Below are 16,982 nucleotides of genomic sequence, written 5' to 3'. Positions count from 1 at the left end.
AAAAAGTCCTGCTTTACAGCAGGACCTTCCTTTATTTATTGAGGATTAGAAACCGTACTCTTGTTCGATTTCTAACACAATTCCTTCATCAACCAAAACGCGACCACAGTGTTCACAAATGATGATTTTCTTACGTTGACGTATTTCTGATTGCATTTGAGCAGGAATCTTATTATGACATCCTGAACAGCTATCACGATCGATCGAAACAACAGCAAGTCCGTTTTTAAACGAGTTACGCAAACGGTAGTATACCTTTACCAAACGTTCTTCGATATTCGCTTCAGCCTCAGCAGCTTTTGCTAACAATGCATCTTCTTCTTTTTGAGTTTCAGAAGTAATTGTTTCCAATTCTTTCTTTTTTCCCTCAAGTTCGCTTTTGCTATACTCAAGATTTCCTACAGTAGTATCGTAGTTTTCTGTTTTGTTACGAATCTCAAATTCTGCTTCTTTGATTCGTTTCTCGCAAACCTGAATCTCAAGACCTTGGATTTCGATTTCTTTCGAAATAGCGTCGTACTCACGATTATTCTTTACCTCATTCAGCTGCGACTCATATTTTTTGATAGCAGCTTGGGCATCCTTAATCATGTTTTTACGCTTAACGATCGAATCTTCTAAATCGTCTAAGTCTATTCTGATCTTCTCAATACGAGTTTCTAAACCCGCAATCTCATCTTCAAGATCTGCAACTTCCATAGGCAATTCACCACGAACTTGGCGAATTTTGTCTATTTTAGTATGTATGGCTTGTAAAAGCCATAATGCTTTCAATTTTTGTTCTACGGTTTGTTCCATCAACTGTAGTATTTTATAGGATTTGTATCTATTTCTGTTGTTAAGGTTGCAAAGTTAGGAAATTTTTTCGTAATAATGTCGTACAATAATTCTTGCGTAAATTGTTCGCTCTCAAAATGTCCCGTATCTGCAATCACTATTTCACCTTCAGCATCAAAAAATTCATGATATTTATAGTCTGCTGTAACAAAAAAATCAGCACCAGAACGTTTGGCTGCACCGAGTAAAAATCCCCCCGAGCCACCACAGACCGCTACACGACTAACTTTTTTATCTAATAAGGCTGTATGACGAATGACATTCAACCTCAGTTTGTCCTTAAGATAAGCTAAAAATTCCAATTCAGCCATTGGTTCAGCCAAATTTCCAATCATTCCTGCACCGATTTCAGCAGCCGTATTTTGAATATCAAACAAATCATAAGCTACTTCCTCATAAGGATGAGCTTCATAGAGTGCCAAAAGTAACTTTCTTTCAATAGATTTCAGGTAGATAACCTCAATTCGTGTTTCCTCAACACGCTCTTGAACATCAATCTCTCCAATGGTAGGATCGGCCCCTTTTAAAGGTCTAAAACTACCATAACCTGCCGTATTAAAACTACATTGATCATAGTGTTTTCCGATTTTACCTGCACCCGCATCAAACAATGCCTGTCGGACATCTTCAACATGACTCCTTGGTACAAAAACGACCATTTTTCGCAATACATCTGTTTTAGATTCCAGTATAGCCTGATTTTCTAATCCCAATTTATCGGCAATTTTCGTGTTCACTCCACCGGTAACATTGTCGAGATTTGTATGAATGGCATATAATGCAACTTTATGTTCAATTGCTTTAATAACCGTACGCTCCACATAATTTTTTCCATTAAATTTTTTTAGGCCCTTAAAAACAATAGGATGATGCGAAATAATTAAATTACATCCTTTATCAATGGCCTCTTTTACAACAGCTTCTGTGCAGTCCAAAGAAATGAGCACTTTTGTAATCTCTCTATTGGCGTCGCCCACAATAAGCCCAGCATTATCATAAGACTCCTGCAAATCTAAAGGAGCCAATTGCTCCAAATAATCAATGACTTCTTTAATTTTCATGGTCTACAATTACCTCCTTTTCTCTAAATTTATTATGTTCTTCCAAAATTCTTCTATTCGCGTTAATTTCAAACCAATAATTAGCCAAGGTCACAAAATGCATAATGATCAGTACACCGGAAATGGAAAGTGGGAGTGGAATATTTGTGGCCAAGTAAATCCATGCATATAGCGATCCTTTCCTAAACGTAGGGTTTTCTTCCACAGCTATTTTCCGATCATAAAATTCATTGATCAAAGAATCCCTTAGACGCGAAGCAACCTGAAAATTCCAATAAATATTAACCAGCGGAATTGCAGCTAACCACGATTGGTTGGGCGTCATTAATCTATTTTCTTTGGCGACCAATTTTAATGTCTTTCGAATTGTATTTGCAAATAGAAGCCATACGATAATACGTATGGCAACAATACCCATAGCGGTATAAATTACTTCAGGCTTACTTAACTCTCTTATTAATTCCTCTTGCGTCATTGAACTATTATTGCTTATTTATTATTCCTGTTCCAACAAATCTACTAATTCTTTCAACTTTTTTATTTGTGGATTATGATCTCCAACAAATTCGACTGTTTTAAAACCTATATTTTTTGCCTTCCTATAAAACGGGTAAAAATCATCATCCTCAATTGTTTTGCCATCCTCATAAGTCAAAATGTAAGTACTTGGAATTTTAAGTCGTTTCGGATTTTTTAAACTGATCTTGTCTGTCATTGTTCTTAACGGGTGGGGGACATCCCTAGGAAGCTTCTTAATGTCCTTCACCCAGAAAGGAAAAATATAACCATCCTTTTCTAATTTTAACAGTCCATTTGCTGCACTGGATTTACCCATTAAGTTCATTACAGATTGTTGATCCTCCGGTAGTATAGCATCCAAGTAAACCAATTTACGGATTCTATCCGGAAGACTATCTGCCACAGCCGTGATAATCATCCCACCATAACTATGTCCGACCAATATAATATCATGGAGATCCTCAAACAGGATCGTATTCACAACATCATCGACATGCGTTTGTAATCGGATAGAAGTATCTGCTAAATGATAACGCTCACCCAGGCCTGTTAGTGTGGGTCGGTACACCTCATTTCCCTTTTTAGCTAACTCAACCGCCGTATTTTTAAACTGCCAAGCACTACCCCAAGCTCCATGGACAATAACATATGTAGAAGACTGTGCAGCAAGATCTTTACTGAATCCAACTAATGAAAACAAAAACATAATAGACAATAATCTACAGTAATTCATCGTGTTATATATTAAATCATTCTAGACGGTTAACAAACTCTATTCAGCATTTATTCTGATACCCTGATTTACATATTTATTAAAAAACAAAATGTAAGCACTCACTTACTTTATTAAAACATACTTCACTCATGTAAAAACAGCTTTTAATTTCATCATTAAACTTCATCAATGAAAATAGGGTAGGGGGGAGCTCTAAAAACATCATGCATAAAGTAAAAAAATAGTCGGCTTTTTATGATAATCATACGATCGTTTTCGCCACTCACCAACTGTCAAACTTTGTATATTTTCGTCGGCAGCTGTTACATTTGACGCAACACAGAGTAAGGTGGAAGGTTTACATATTTTTAGTAGATCGGCTAAAAGCTGATTATTTCTAAATGGAGTTTCAATAAAAATTTGCGTCTGCTTTTCACGTGCTGATTGCTGTTCGAGATTTTTAATTTCCTTAGCTCGATCAATTTTATCGATAGGCAAATAACCATGAAAGGCAAATTTCTGACCGCTAAATCCGGAAGCCATAAGTGCCAGTAGAATAGAGCTTGGTCCAACAAGAGGAACTACCTTAATACCCAATTGATGTGCCCGCGCTACAATAGAAGCACCAGGATCAGCAACACCAGGACATCCCGCCTCAGACATTAATCCAACACTTTTGCCTTGTTTCAAGCCTTCAAAAAAATCATTTATATTTCCCTTGTCCCGCACATGTTTTCCATAATCATGGATCGTTAATTCGCTCTGCGGAATCTTTAAACCTGCAAGTTTTAAAAACTTGCGCGCCGTTTTTTCGTTCTCTACAATATACTCGTCCAATGAATTGATTGTTTCCACTAAATACGGAGTAAATGACTGGAAAGCTGCGTCATCACTCAATGGAACAGGAATTAAATATAAGATACCATTTGCCATAATACAAACCTACTAATTAAGGTCCATTTGGTTATACTAATTTTAAACTTAGCATTATTTAACCTTTTAAAATGATTATAATTTAGATTTTTAAACTCATTATTAGTATTTTAGCGTAAATATTCATTGCAACAATAAACATCATTCAAATGATCACACAAATTACAGAAGGCGTAAAAATCTCGGTTGAAACCATCTATCAATCGGAGTATTCGAATCCGGACCGTGAACATTTCATGTTTGCTTATCATATCAGCATAGAAAATCTCAGCGATTACACGGTTCAATTGATAAGTCGCTATTGGAAAATTTTTGATGCAAAAGGAGACTATAGGGAGGTATCTGGAGAAGGAGTAGTAGGCGAACAACCTATTATAGAACCTGGTCAGACTCATCAATACACCTCAGGTTGCAATCTCAATAGCGAATTCGGATTCATGGAAGGATATTATAATATGATCCGAACACTGGACAACGGCAGCTTTCAAGTTGAAATACCACGTTTCAATCTGATAGCGGATTACGCATTGAATTAATTTTATCAGGGCAGTATCATTATTGCCAATTAATCAAATAACGAAGCTTTTTTCGCATCGAATAAGAAACTATTTCTTTATTTTTGCGAGCATTCCAAATGAACAAGCGAACCTTTGGGACTTCGAATTATCATTTTACCCAATGGCAAAGGCTAACATTTGATCGTATGCCACCCAATAGATTACATTAGTCAGCAATCAAAACGATTATTGATTCAATATATAAATAACTGACAATCAATAGAAATACAACTAAAATATTGATTATCAACACGATATAAACTACCAAGAGAAGAAACCTACTGGTAGGGTTTTGGCGTGTAAATTGACTGAATATAATTTAGGGTGATATAACGTGAGTATTTTAGCTACAGAACAAGTAAGCCATTCCTTCCATGATCGATGGCTTTTTAAAGATTTACATTTCGGTCTCCAAAAGGGAGAACGTGTGGCCTTGGTCGGAATCAATGGCACAGGTAAATCAACCTTACTCGCCATTTTAGCAGAGCGAATCTTACCAACCTCAGGAAAAGTTGTAAAAGAAAAAGGTATAAAAATTGGTTTCTTAGAACAGGATCCTGATTTCACAGGATTAAAATCAATCAACGATTTTATTTATAGTACAGACAACGATCAACAACGTCTTATCCGTGAGTACGAGGAGCTGTTATTGGAAACTGATATCGATCAGAAAAAATTAGAAGATCTTACAGAAAAAATAAGTTCATTGAATGCCTGGGAGTATGAGCATAATATTAAGACGATTCTTAATCGTTTAAACATTATGGATTTCCATCAAGATATCAAAAGTTTATCAGGGGGCCAACGAAAACGCCTTGCGCTAGCCAAGCTTTTGATAGACGAGCCGGATATTTATATATTAGATGAACCCACCAACCATTTGGATATAGAGACTATTGAATGGCTTGAAAAACTACTAACAACAGGTAGCAAAACCGTTCTTTTAGTAACGCACGATCGCTACTTCTTGGATAATATCTGTACGGAGATTCGAGAGCTGGATAGGGGCAATCTCTTTACCTATAAAGGTAACTATTCTTATTTTCTAGAAAAGAAGTCGGAACGTGAAACTATTGATGCGGTTATGGTTGAGAAAAGCAGAAATCTACTTCGCCGTGAATTGGAGTGGATGCGTCGTCAACCACAGGCACGTGGTACCAAATCCAAATCACGTATTGAAGCATACTATGACTTGGAAGAAAAATCTAAAGCAATTAAAGGAAACGACTCGGTACAACTCAGTGTGAAAGTAAGCAGGCAGGGCTCAAAAATACTCGAACTAGAACATGTTGCCAAACGTTATGGAGCAAAAGAAATCATACATGATTTTTCATACACCTTTAAAAAAGGTGATCGTATTGGTCTAGCGGGAAAAAATGGTACTGGAAAATCAACCTTTCTTAATTTAATCACGGGAGAAGAAAAACCTGATACAGGGTCTATAGCGGTAGGGGAAACCACAGTATATGGCTACTATAAACAGGGCGGATTGGAAGTAAATGAAAACGATCGAGTATTAGATGTTGTAAAAAATATAGCAGACTATATTGAAATGGCAAATAGGGAAGTAATCACGGCTTCACAGCTGCTAACCCACTTTTTATTTCCTCCTGAAAAACAATTTGGTTTCGTTAACAAATTAAGTGGGGGGGAGAAAAAAAGACTTCAATTAATGCGTGTTTTAATGAAGAATCCAAATTTTTTAATTCTGGATGAACCATCCAATGATTTGGACATTGATACATTAAACGTGCTGGAAGATTTTCTTGACAACTACAAAGGAGTACTCATATTAGTATCACACGACAGGTATCTATTAGATAAATTGACGGATCAACTTTTCATTTTTGAAGGAAAGGGGATCGTGCAGATATACAACGGAAATTATGCCGACTTTAAACTTGAACAGGAAGAAATCCAAAAATTAGAAAAGGAAAAACAAAAAAGGATAACCCAAGAACAGGTAAAGCCAATTGTAAAAGAGGAAAAGAAAAAACTCTCGTACAAGGAACAATTAGAATATAACAAACTAGAAGAAGAAATCGAAAAACTGGAAACACAAGTAGCGTTAAAAACGGAGGAACTAAACCAGGTAACAGATCATCTAAAACTTTCTTCCTTAGCGGAAGAAATTCAATCTATCCAAAAACAGATAGACGATAAATCCGAAAGATGGTTATATCTTGCTGATTTTATGTAAAATTTCACCACAGGTTTCACGTGGAACACAAAGAAAACGTAAATTTACAAAGAAATAAAAACACCACGTTTCACGTGGAACAAGAATAGAAAAATGTTTAAAAAATATAATGTAATTGTCGTTGGTGCGGGGCATGCCGGATGTGAGGCAGCGGCGGCAGCAGCTAACTTAGGTTCGTCCACTTTACTCATCACAATGAATATGGGAGTAATAGCGCAAATGAGTTGTAACCCCGCTATCGGTGGAGTAGCCAAAGGACAGATAGTAAGAGAAATTGATGCTATGGGCGGATATACTGGTATCATAGCAGATAAATCAACCATTCAATTCCGAATGTTAAATCTTTCGAAAGGTCCTGCCATGTGGAGTCCGCGGACCCAAAATGACCGAATGCGGTTTGCAGAAGAATGGAGATTACAACTCGAGTCTCTTCCTAATTTAGATATGTGGCAAGATACCGTAAAAGAAGTTATCGTAAAAAACGGAAAAGCTTGCGGTGTCATCACTTCGATGGGAATAGAAATAGAATCGGACGCCGTGGTACTGACCAATGGAACTTTTCTAAATGGTGTAATTCACATTGGGGACAAGAAATTTGGAGGCGGTAGAACAGGAGAGAAGGCAGCCACAGGTTTAACCGAACAACTTGTTTCCCTTGGTTTCGAATCAGGAAGAATGAAGACAGGTACTCCACCACGTATAGATGGAAGAAGCCTCAACTATGCATTAATGGAAGAACAGTGGGGCGATGAAAAAAGAGGGCGGTTCTCCTATACAGATGTAGAAATACCAACTGAACAACGCTGTTGTTGGATTACCTATACAAACGATAAGGTCCACGAAATGCTACGCACTGGGTTTGAAAAATCACCCATGTTTACGGGACGTATCAAAGGATTGGGACCACGCTATTGCCCTTCAATAGAAGATAAAATAAATCGTTTTGCCGAGCGTGAAAGACATCAGATATTCGTGGAGCCCGAAGGCTTCAAAACAGTAGAAATTTATGTCAACGGATTCTCCACCTCATTGCCAGAAGACGTACAATTGAAAGCTTTGCAATTGATCCCAGGCTTTGAAAATGCGAAAATGTACCGCCCAGGTTATGCCATAGAATACGACTACTTTCCACCAATGCAATTGGATCTAACCTTAGAAACCCAATTGGTGAAACATCTATTTTTCGCAGGACAGATCAATGGGACAACTGGCTATGAAGAAGCCGCTGCTCAAGGTTTCCTAGCCGGGATAAATGCGCATCAACGCATCAATGATGATAAGGAACTTATTCTAAAACGATCCGAATCCTATATAGGTGTATTGGTCGACGACCTCGTAACCAAAGGAACTGAAGAGCCGTACCGCATGTTTACATCAAGAGCAGAACATCGTCTACTTCTACGCCAGGACAATGCTGATATTCGCCTAACCCCATTAGCTTACAAATTGGGATTGGTAGGAGAAGAAAGACTCAAAAAAGTGCAAAACAAAATTGATAACTCCAATAAAATAATCGAGTATCTCAAACAAAATTCGACCAATGTCGAAAAGATGAATACCGTATTAGCCGAAGTTGGCTCAAGCGCACTTCCACAAAAAACAAGGTTGAGTAATGTTCTTGCAAGACCACAAGTTGGTATCCAAGATATTCTGAAAGGAGACGAAGGCTTTGCACACTATGTATCCCAATTCGATAATGATACCATTGAACAAGCAGAGATCAATCTCAAATATGAAAGCTATTTCGATAAAGAGATGGAAATTGTCAATCGCATGAAGAAGATGGAAGATAGAGAAATTAATCCTGATTTTGACTACAGCCTATTAACATCGCTATCAATTGAGGCAAGACAAAAGTTATCTAAAGTTAAACCACGTACACTGGGGCAAGCTTCAAGAATCTCAGGCGTTTCGCCCTCTGATATCACTGTATTGATGGTCCATATGAGTTAAACAACTGAAAGCTAAATACTTATACACTAAACATCACAAAGCTTAAAATAAGCGATTTAAGACAATATTCTATTTTTTATGACAACTTCTTTAAGAGAAAATAAAAGTGGTTCAGAAAGGCTAAAAAGTAGCTTAAAAACAAGATTACTTATTTTAAGCATGTTTATTATGCTTATTGGCTTGTCCATACAATGTGCGAGCATACAACAGCCCACGGGGGGGCCAAAAGATTCTATTCCTCCGAAGATACTATTGGAAAGCCCTACGAATTTTTCGAAGAATTTTACAGCTAAAAAAATAGTGATCACGTTTGACGAGTATATCAAGCTGGCAAATCAACAAAAGGAATTCAGTATTACGCCAGACATGGGAAGCAATCCAGAATTCAAGGTGAAGAAAAAAAATCTAGAAATTACCTTACCTGATTCCCTAGAAAAGAATACAACCTACAGCATATACTTCGGTAAAGGACTAGTTGATTATAACGCTGGAAATGCATTGGTCAATTATGCTTACGTATTCGCGACAGGAGATAAAATAGATTCACTCAGTATATCCGGTAATGTAAAAAGTGCTATAACGAAAGAGGTCCAAAAGGATGTTAAAGTCTTGTTGATCCCCATTAGCCAAGACTCGATTTTTGGTAAAAAGAAGGCGAATATATTCACGACAACGGATACTGCAGGTAACTATAAACTAAACAATCTAAGAGAGGGAACTTATCGCATTTACGCACTTCAAGAAAAAAATAACGATAGAATCTATAATGGTGCTGATGAAGAAATAGGTTTCCTAAAAGACTCTATCGTGCTAGAGCGAGACTTGAGCAATATCAACTTGGAGATCTTCAAAGGAATCCCAAAAAAGTTTAGAACCCAAGAGAAGAAATTTGAAAAAAATGGAAGTATACTTCTTGTTTTTAATAGAAGAGTCGACAAGCCCAAACTTGATATCCTAAATGACGAAGTAAACAACAAGGATAAAAAAGTACGTTTTTCAAAGACATCAGACTCGGCTACTTTGTTTATTCCAAATTTAAAAATAGACTCCCTAAAGCTTGTTCTGACAGAAAATGAAAGACCGTTGGATACCATTCTCATTAGAAAAGGGAATGTAAAAATAGAGCAGACAATTGAGCCTATTTTTACGCCAAATAATGGACGGGTCGATCGAATTACACACCTTCAGGTATCTGCTTTCACACCGATCAAAAATATCGATAAAACGAAGTTAAAATTCAAAGAAGACTCATTGGTCCGGACCAATTACCAACTAGCCGTAGATACAGCAAATACCAATATCTACCATATTCGCTATAATTGGAGAAAAGAGAAAAAGTACCAAATCGAGTTTACAGAAGGCGCTATAACAGGCTATTTTGGCGAACAAAACAAAGAGAAAAAGCTCGATTTGACCTATGACGATAGTGAAAACTATGGGGATCTGACATTTGATTTTACAGATCTAGATAGCAATACAACCTATTTGGTTGAGTTAATCAATGAGAAAAAAGATAAGGTCTATCGCGTCGACAAAATAAACATGAACAACCCGGCTGTTGTATACAAACAGTATCCTGGAGGAAAGTATAGTATACGTGTGATACGCGACGACAATAATAATGGAATCTGGGACACTGGAGATGTCGAAAAGAAAACCTTTCCGGAACCTGTTATATATTTAAATAAGGTATTTACTATACGTGCTAATTGGGAACAAAAAGACAGTTTTTCATTGAGTGGCCTCAAAAAAGAATAATTGAGGCCATTCTAAAATAATAATTTAAAACACTGCTAATTCGATTAAGCTAAAACCAGGAGCTGTACATAACATAATTATGTGGCAGCTGCTGCAATAGATCTTTCTGCTCTTCAGTAAGTGCTTTTATCTTTTTGGCAGGTACTCCAGCATATAGAAATCCCGATTCACAACGAGTATTTTCCAAAACTACTGCACCAGCTGCTACAATAACATTCGATTCAACAATCGCATTATCCATAACGATAGCTCCCATACCAATGAGTACATGATCTTCCAAAATACATCCATGTACCATAGCCTGATGCCCTATACTTACATAATTTCCGATCGTAGTACCGCATTTCTTATAGGTACAATGTATAACCGCTCCATCTTGAATATTAGTATAATTACCGATACGAATATAATTGACATCTCCGCGTATGACAGCATTAAACCATACCGAACAGTGATGCCCAATCTCCACATCGCCTACAATCGTTGAATTGGGTGCTAAGAAGCATTCTTCAGCTATAACCGGAGATTTATCCAAAACAGATAAAATAAGTGCCATATTCCTTAAAAAATTGTATCCTGTAATACTTCCGAATGTTTCGGATAGTCCGTTGTATAATGCAATCCCCTACTTTCTTTCCGTAACATAGCTGATTTTGTCACGATATAAGCTACTTGGATAACATTACGCAGTTCACACAGTTTAACAGAAAGCCTTGTATTTCGATAAAATTCTTCGGTCTCCTCATACAAGAGATGTAGCCGTTTAAGAGCTCTTTCAAGCCTAAAATCGGAACGGACAATGCCAACATAGTCACTCATAATCTTTTGGCACTCGCGTAAATTATGACTTACCAAAATATCCTCATTTGAAAGAGAGGTTTTAGAGTCATCCCATTCGGGGACATCAACAATATGGTTAATCAATCCTATCGACTTTGTGGCATCCAGGAAAATACGATGTGCATAAACAAGCGCTTCAAGAAGTGAATTAGAAGCTAATCGGTTTGCCCCATGTAGGCCAGTAGAAGAACACTCTCCGCAAGCATATAAGTTAACGAGGCTACTGCGTCCAAAATCATCTACATAAATGCCTCCACAGAGGTAATGCGCAGCCGGTGTAACTGGTATAAAATCCTTCGCCATATCCAGTCCGATCGAAAGACACTTTTCATAAATATTTGGAAAATGCTTGATAATATCTTCCTTATTCCGATGCGTGATATCAAGGTACACATAATCTATACCAGATTTCTTCATCTCGGCATCAATAGCTCTAGCAACGATGTCTCTTGGTGCCAAAGAAGCACGTTCATCGTACTCCTCCATGAAAGATTCACCATTGATCCTTCTTAAAATACCCCCAAATCCACGTACGGCTTCAGATACCAAAAATGCAGGAGAGTCCTTTGGATTGTATAAAGAAGTAGGGTGAAATTGCATAAACTCCATATTACGTACCTTACCTTTTGCCCGATACACCATAGCAATACCATCTCCAGTCGCAATAGTTGGATTTGTTGTACTTGAATAAACATGCCCTGCTCCTCCAGAAGCCATCACAGTAACCTTACTCAAAATCTTATCTACTAAATGTGATGAGGTATTAAAAGCATAAATTCCATAACAGGTAATGTCTTCCCTGTTCTTATCCACGTATTCCCCCAAATGATGCTGTGTAATCAAATCAATGGCAAAGTAATGCGTTACGATTTCAATGTTGGGATCACTATGTGCTTGCGCCAATAATGCACGCTCAATTTCATAGCCAGTTATATCTTTATAATGCAAAATACGATGAGCGGAATGTCCCCCCTCTTTTGCCAGATCATATAACCCCGATTCCTCCTTGTCAAATGATGTTCCGTATGAAATAAGTTCTGCAATCCGTTCCGGTGCTTCTCTCACTACGTTTTCCACAATTTCAACATCGCATAAACCATCCCCAGCAATCTGAGTATCAATGATATGCTTTTCAAAGCTATCTGACTTATCCACAACGGCAGCCACTCCCCCTTGCGCATATTTTGTATTAGACTCATCCTCATTGGACTTAGTGACTATCAATACTTTACCGAATTTCGATGCCTTTAAAGCAAAGCTCAATCCAGCAATACCTGATCCAATGACCAAAAAATCTACCTTTCTATCTGCCATATAAATTAAAATTCACAAACTATCCCCAAAAGTGACGATTCAAATTAACGAAAAATGTGGAAAACGTGTAAATAAAAGGTTAAATAAAAATGAAAAGTATTTAACAATTCACAAATCCCCTATTTTGAAGCCTTATTTCTAAAATTTTTCCGCACAAAAATCCATAGATTTCCACATTTTCTAAACAAAAACTATTCAACAAAAATATATGGAAAATAAAAAATACGATAAATTAGAATTTTAAAAATCAGCTCTTTAATAGATAAATCCTGTTGAAAAATTGTTGAAAACTCTTTAAAAACCTAAAATCAAAATTGAAATAACCTAATTTATACCACTTTTCCACACCATAATAAACAATAAGAGATTTTCTATTTTAAATAATTAGTATTTATTGAAAAAAAAGATTGTGGAATACGTTCGAAAATCTTTGTTTAGTTTTGTCAAGTTCGATTAGAGTCCGTTAGGTTTCGATATCCGGGAATTATGGAGTCCCCTATTGAAATATTTAATTCTAATTGAGTTTATATTATTTTTTAAATTTCCTATTGGCTTTTAAAGCGCTTTAGGATCGGATATTTATTTTATTTTTTTTTACATATGGATTTAAAGTAGTTTCAGCGCGTTATTTATAATTTTTTTAAGAAAAAATTCATTTAAGCCGTTTTATACTTGGATATTTTCCGTTATGGGATCTTATTTCAATTTTATGGGATTGTAACTGATGGAAATCGATAAAGAAAAGGTTTAACTCTCATTTTGGTGCTATGAGAGTTCAATATTTCTAGCTTTCAACTATATAGATTCTTTTATTGAATTCTAATAGCTACTAATTTTTGCTTTAAAAATTTTTTTGAAAAAGGCAATTTAGTTGATTTTACTATTTCGATTTTAAGTCGCTTTAGGTTTGCTTATTTGCTTTTTTAAAAAAAAAATATTTGAATATGGTCTTCTCAACGAGTTAAAATTTGAATGCGGAATTTTTATAACTTTATCAGCAAATTTTTCAAAATGAACGGTAATGCTTATTGGAATTTTTTATTCCTGGATCGGGTTATTGTATTCGGATTGGCTATAATATCCGTTTGGTTTTGCCGTAATTGAATTTTAAACAGAATCTCAAGGTTATTGGTTAAAAATAAACCCGCTCAAAATTGGATATTTTTGCAAAATTTGTTTTCAGTGCTTTTTATTGCATTCTATGCGTTTAAATAGTGAACTGTTTGCGATCTAAGTGAAATTTTAAGATTAGCTTGTTTATAATTTTGGATTGCAAATAATTTCTTCAAATAATTTATTGTAGAACAAACAATCTTACTATATTTGCAGCCCAACATCCATTAGATGGAATAATTGTCCAAATTTAGATCTGTGAGATTCGAATATTCTGGATCATTGTTATAAAGAATCTTTTTATATCATTCTCAGGGCGTATTTTTCTAAAATAAAGCTCTTATGGATTGAATATATTGACTTCTTTCGCTGTTTGTTTGGAATATTTAATTCTAAGCGACTAACATGCTTTGAAAGTGCTTTGTCAATCGCATATTTAGTATTATCTTTTAATATTATTTATCTATTTGAGTATGAAGCGGTTTAATTCACCAAATTTAATATAAATTTGAGAATGTATATTTTTTAACAAGTTTATATTTCGTTATTATACTTATTAGTATTTTTTAAGTTATATTTGTTGGATTTTTTGCGGTTTGTACTATAATTATCGCCAGATGCTTGGTCTAGCCGGATATACGCTCGGATTCTGTTATATTGAGCTTTTGAGGGAGTTATTTACTGGATTCTTATCTGATACTCGGTATAATTTATTCTATTTTGGTGGGATCCATCATTTATTCTTGAATTTTGTAAAATTGAATTGTGAAAATTTCATTAAAGCCTCTTAGAATTAAATAAATTCACTATCTTATATTATAGTAGCCAATATTTAATTCTTGTCCGCTTTATTTTGGATGCTGTATGCATCATTTAGTCATATATTTTATTTTCCGAGAAATACTCTCTTCTAGATTCGCTTCTACTTGACTCTTTTAGATTTTCTTATAAATATCCAATTCTTATAGGGTTTATTTGAACTATTTCATTCAACGCTATTGACCCTGAATTGGCGTAAATTTACATCGCTATATTCCTATATTCATTTCTACAAGCTGCTAGTATTTTTATATGCAAATGTAAAAGCACTTATTCCAGAAATTATTGTTTTGTATTGATTGTCTATGACGTATTTTTATTAATGAAAATTGATTTTCGCCTAGTTCTGGCCTCCGTTGCTGTATGTGGTTGGTAAACGAAAAATATATAAACTTCAAATATTTGCGATTAGAATGGCATATTTAGGGAAGCTGATGATGCAATATCCTATAGACAATTCTGAGAGCGTTTATTTTGCTTTCGAAGCTATTTCGTACGCTTTCAATGCTGCAGGCATATACAGTTTACTCCAAATTTACAAAATAAACCCGCTGAGAATTTGATATAAAATTATTGATCAATCCAGAATCCATTAATCTCTCCTATAAGAGCTCAAAAACGTTTTTTAATCTGAAATGTTAATAAATAAAGCTTCCTTTTGTGCTATATTTTTCATTGTTTTGTAATATGCCTAAAAACGTTCCTTAGGCTATGAAGGTTTGATGCGGATGAAACTGATTTTCGAAGATCGAAATAATGTGAAATAAACCCTTTCAGCTTTTGGTATAAATGAAGAGTTCGAATAGTTTCCTAAATATTCAAGTCTAAAAGAGTTTATATGGGCGTAATATTGTTTGATTAAACTTTATTTAAATTAATTTAACTATTAATATTTGTAAATGTTTAATTTGTATTTTTTTAATAGGTATTTCACTGTCAGTGCTGCAAGATCATGTAATTGGGCAACAGTTGTAGTTGTTCGATCAAATTTGAAAACTGACATTATCCAATAAGCTAGGCTCGGTAGATCCGTTGTAATCTATTATTGATTAATAAGAGGTTTTATATCAGTGTTTTATCTGTTATTATCTAATAATGCATCACATTCAAGCGAGCGGTATATTACCACGACCTGATTAATTTGCTTTTAATTGACTTTTATATATCTAACAATGCTTATTTTTGCTGTTCATAAAAGTTGAAACTACTCGCATGGAAATTGTAAATTATGAGCTTCAAGCAAAAGGTTATATCGATGCTCCGATTGATCCCTCACTGGATTTGATTAAAGAGATCCAACGGTTAAAGAAAGAAAAGAACGCTGTCATCTTGGCTCACTATTATCAAGAGTCTGAAATTCAAGATATAGCGGATTATATAGGAGATAGCCTTGGTTTATCCCAGGAAGCTGCGAAAACTGATGCAGATGTAATTGTTTTTGCTGGAGTACATTTCATGGCTGAGACAGCTAAAATACTTTCACCGACGAAAAAGGTTCTTCTGCCAGATGCCAAAGCAGGTTGTTCGCTATCAGATTCTTGCCCGCCGCATCTTTTCGCTAAATTTAAGGAACAATATCCTGATCATTTGGTCATCACTTATGTAAACTGTACAGCGGAATTGAAAGCGCTTTCCGATATCGTATGTACCTCTAGTAACGCTGTGCAGATCGTAGAGAGCCTGCCAGCGGATCAGAAAATCATTTTTGGCCCGGATCGTAATCTCGGAGCATACGTTAAAAAGAAAACTGGACGAGATCTTGTGCTTTGGAATGGTGCATGTATGGTCCATGAAATTTTTTCTCAAGATAAAATTGATCGTTTGAAAAGCGAGCACCCTGATGCTAAGTTTATTGCCCATCCGGAGTGTGAGGATCATATACTGGCGATAGCCGATTATGTGGGATCGACTGCCGGCATGCTTAAATTTACCCAGACAGATACGGCCCAGGCTTATATTGTTGCTACAGAATCAGGTATTCTCTACCAAATGCAAAAAGCAAGTCCACATAAGACTTTTATCCCTGCACCTCCTAATAATGCCTGTGCATGTAATGATTGCCCGCATATGAAGCTTAATACGCTTGAGAAGCTATATAACTGTCTGAAGTATGAATCGCCTGAAATCCTTCTTCCCGAGGATGTTATTCTCCGAGCCCAGCGTCCTATTGAACGTATGTTGGAAATATCGGCAAGTTTAGGCTTATAGAAATCTGCATAATTTTTGATCATACCAAGATAATAACTGATTGGTTTTCAATGGTCAATAATGATTTCGTTGAGCTGTTTATATGCAGTTCAACGAAAAGAGTCCAATGTATAAGCAGGGGGCATTGGTCTTATAGTAAAACTTATTTTGTAATG

At 35.8% G+C, this 16,982-nt stretch carries 12 protein-coding genes; 5 read left to right on the top strand and 7 right to left on the bottom strand.

Features of this window, described 5'->3' with window-relative positions; translation table 11 throughout:
- Positions 1–45 precede the first annotated feature (45 nt).
- The 5 genes from AACH28_RS16095 to AACH28_RS16075 all read right to left on the bottom strand — a co-directional run bounded on the left by AACH28_RS16095 (position 46) and on the right by AACH28_RS16075 (position 4,065).
- A complete protein-coding gene (locus AACH28_RS16095; protein WP_286775205.1) occupies positions 46–798 on the bottom strand; it encodes a zinc ribbon domain-containing protein in 753 nt (250 codons plus the stop codon).
- Positions 798–1,898 carry a Nif3-like dinuclear metal center hexameric protein gene (locus AACH28_RS16090; protein WP_341830978.1) on the bottom strand — a complete coding sequence of 367 codons (1,101 nt, stop codon included), beginning with the start codon at positions 1,896–1,898 and terminating at the stop codon, positions 798–800. Before AACH28_RS16090 ends, AACH28_RS16095 begins: the two co-directional genes overlap by 1 nt.
- Positions 1,888–2,373 (bottom strand): hypothetical protein, encoded by a 486-nt coding sequence (locus AACH28_RS16085; protein WP_201639951.1) that lies wholly within the window; start codon positions 2,371–2,373, stop codon positions 1,888–1,890. Before AACH28_RS16085 ends, AACH28_RS16090 begins: the two co-directional genes overlap by 11 nt.
- Before the next feature lie 21 nt (positions 2,374–2,394).
- Positions 2,395–3,150: an alpha/beta hydrolase gene (locus tag AACH28_RS16080; RefSeq protein ID WP_313419501.1), complete on the bottom strand. Its 756-nt coding sequence runs from the start codon at positions 3,148–3,150 to the stop codon at positions 2,395–2,397.
- 204 nt (positions 3,151–3,354) lie between these two features.
- Positions 3,355–4,065, bottom strand: coding sequence for an SAM-dependent methyltransferase (locus tag AACH28_RS16075; protein WP_070562678.1), 711 nt, complete (start codon positions 4,063–4,065; stop codon positions 3,355–3,357).
- Positions 4,066–4,214: 149 nt separating this feature from the next.
- On the opposite strand from AACH28_RS16075, the gene apaG reads away from it, so the two are divergent.
- The 4 genes from apaG (at position 4,215) to AACH28_RS16055 (ending at position 10,533) form a co-directional block, all read left to right on the top strand.
- On the top strand, positions 4,215–4,601 hold the full coding sequence (gene apaG / locus AACH28_RS16070; protein ID WP_046673176.1) for a Co2+/Mg2+ efflux protein ApaG: 387 nt from the start codon (positions 4,215–4,217) through the stop codon (positions 4,599–4,601).
- 355 nt (positions 4,602–4,956) lie between these two features.
- Entirely contained in the window at positions 4,957–6,822 is a 1,866-nt protein-coding gene (locus AACH28_RS16065) for an ABC-F family ATP-binding cassette domain-containing protein (RefSeq protein WP_341830977.1), read from the top strand.
- Between the two features lie 93 nt (positions 6,823–6,915).
- A complete protein-coding gene (gene mnmG, locus AACH28_RS16060; RefSeq protein ID WP_070562672.1) occupies positions 6,916–8,775 on the top strand; it encodes a tRNA uridine-5-carboxymethylaminomethyl(34) synthesis enzyme MnmG in 1,860 nt (619 codons plus the stop codon).
- Between the two features lie 78 nt (positions 8,776–8,853).
- A complete protein-coding gene (locus tag AACH28_RS16055; RefSeq protein ID WP_341830976.1) occupies positions 8,854–10,533 on the top strand; it encodes an Ig-like domain-containing protein in 1,680 nt (559 codons plus the stop codon).
- Between the two features lie 49 nt (positions 10,534–10,582).
- Here AACH28_RS16055 and AACH28_RS16050 read toward each other — a convergent pair whose 3' ends face one another.
- Both AACH28_RS16050 and nadB read right to left on the bottom strand, forming a co-directional pair.
- Entirely contained in the window at positions 10,583–11,089 is a 507-nt protein-coding gene (locus tag AACH28_RS16050; RefSeq protein ID WP_341830975.1) for a gamma carbonic anhydrase family protein, read from the bottom strand.
- A gap of 5 nt (positions 11,090–11,094) precedes the next feature.
- On the bottom strand, positions 11,095–12,687 hold the full coding sequence (gene nadB / locus AACH28_RS16045; RefSeq protein WP_046673171.1) for an L-aspartate oxidase: 1,593 nt from the start codon (positions 12,685–12,687) through the stop codon (positions 11,095–11,097).
- Between the two features lie 3,144 nt (positions 12,688–15,831).
- Here nadB and nadA point away from each other — a divergent pair.
- Positions 15,832–16,827 carry a quinolinate synthase NadA gene (nadA, locus tag AACH28_RS16040; protein ID WP_088163401.1) on the top strand — a complete coding sequence of 332 codons (996 nt, stop codon included), beginning with the start codon at positions 15,832–15,834 and terminating at the stop codon, positions 16,825–16,827.
- The last annotated feature ends 155 nt before the right edge of the window (positions 16,828–16,982 follow it).

This window comes from Sphingobacterium thalpophilum (assembly GCF_038396785.1).
Taxonomy (GTDB): domain Bacteria; phylum Bacteroidota; class Bacteroidia; order Sphingobacteriales; family Sphingobacteriaceae; genus Sphingobacterium; species Sphingobacterium thalpophilum_A.
This window is presented reverse-complemented; position numbering and strand designations above follow the sequence as displayed.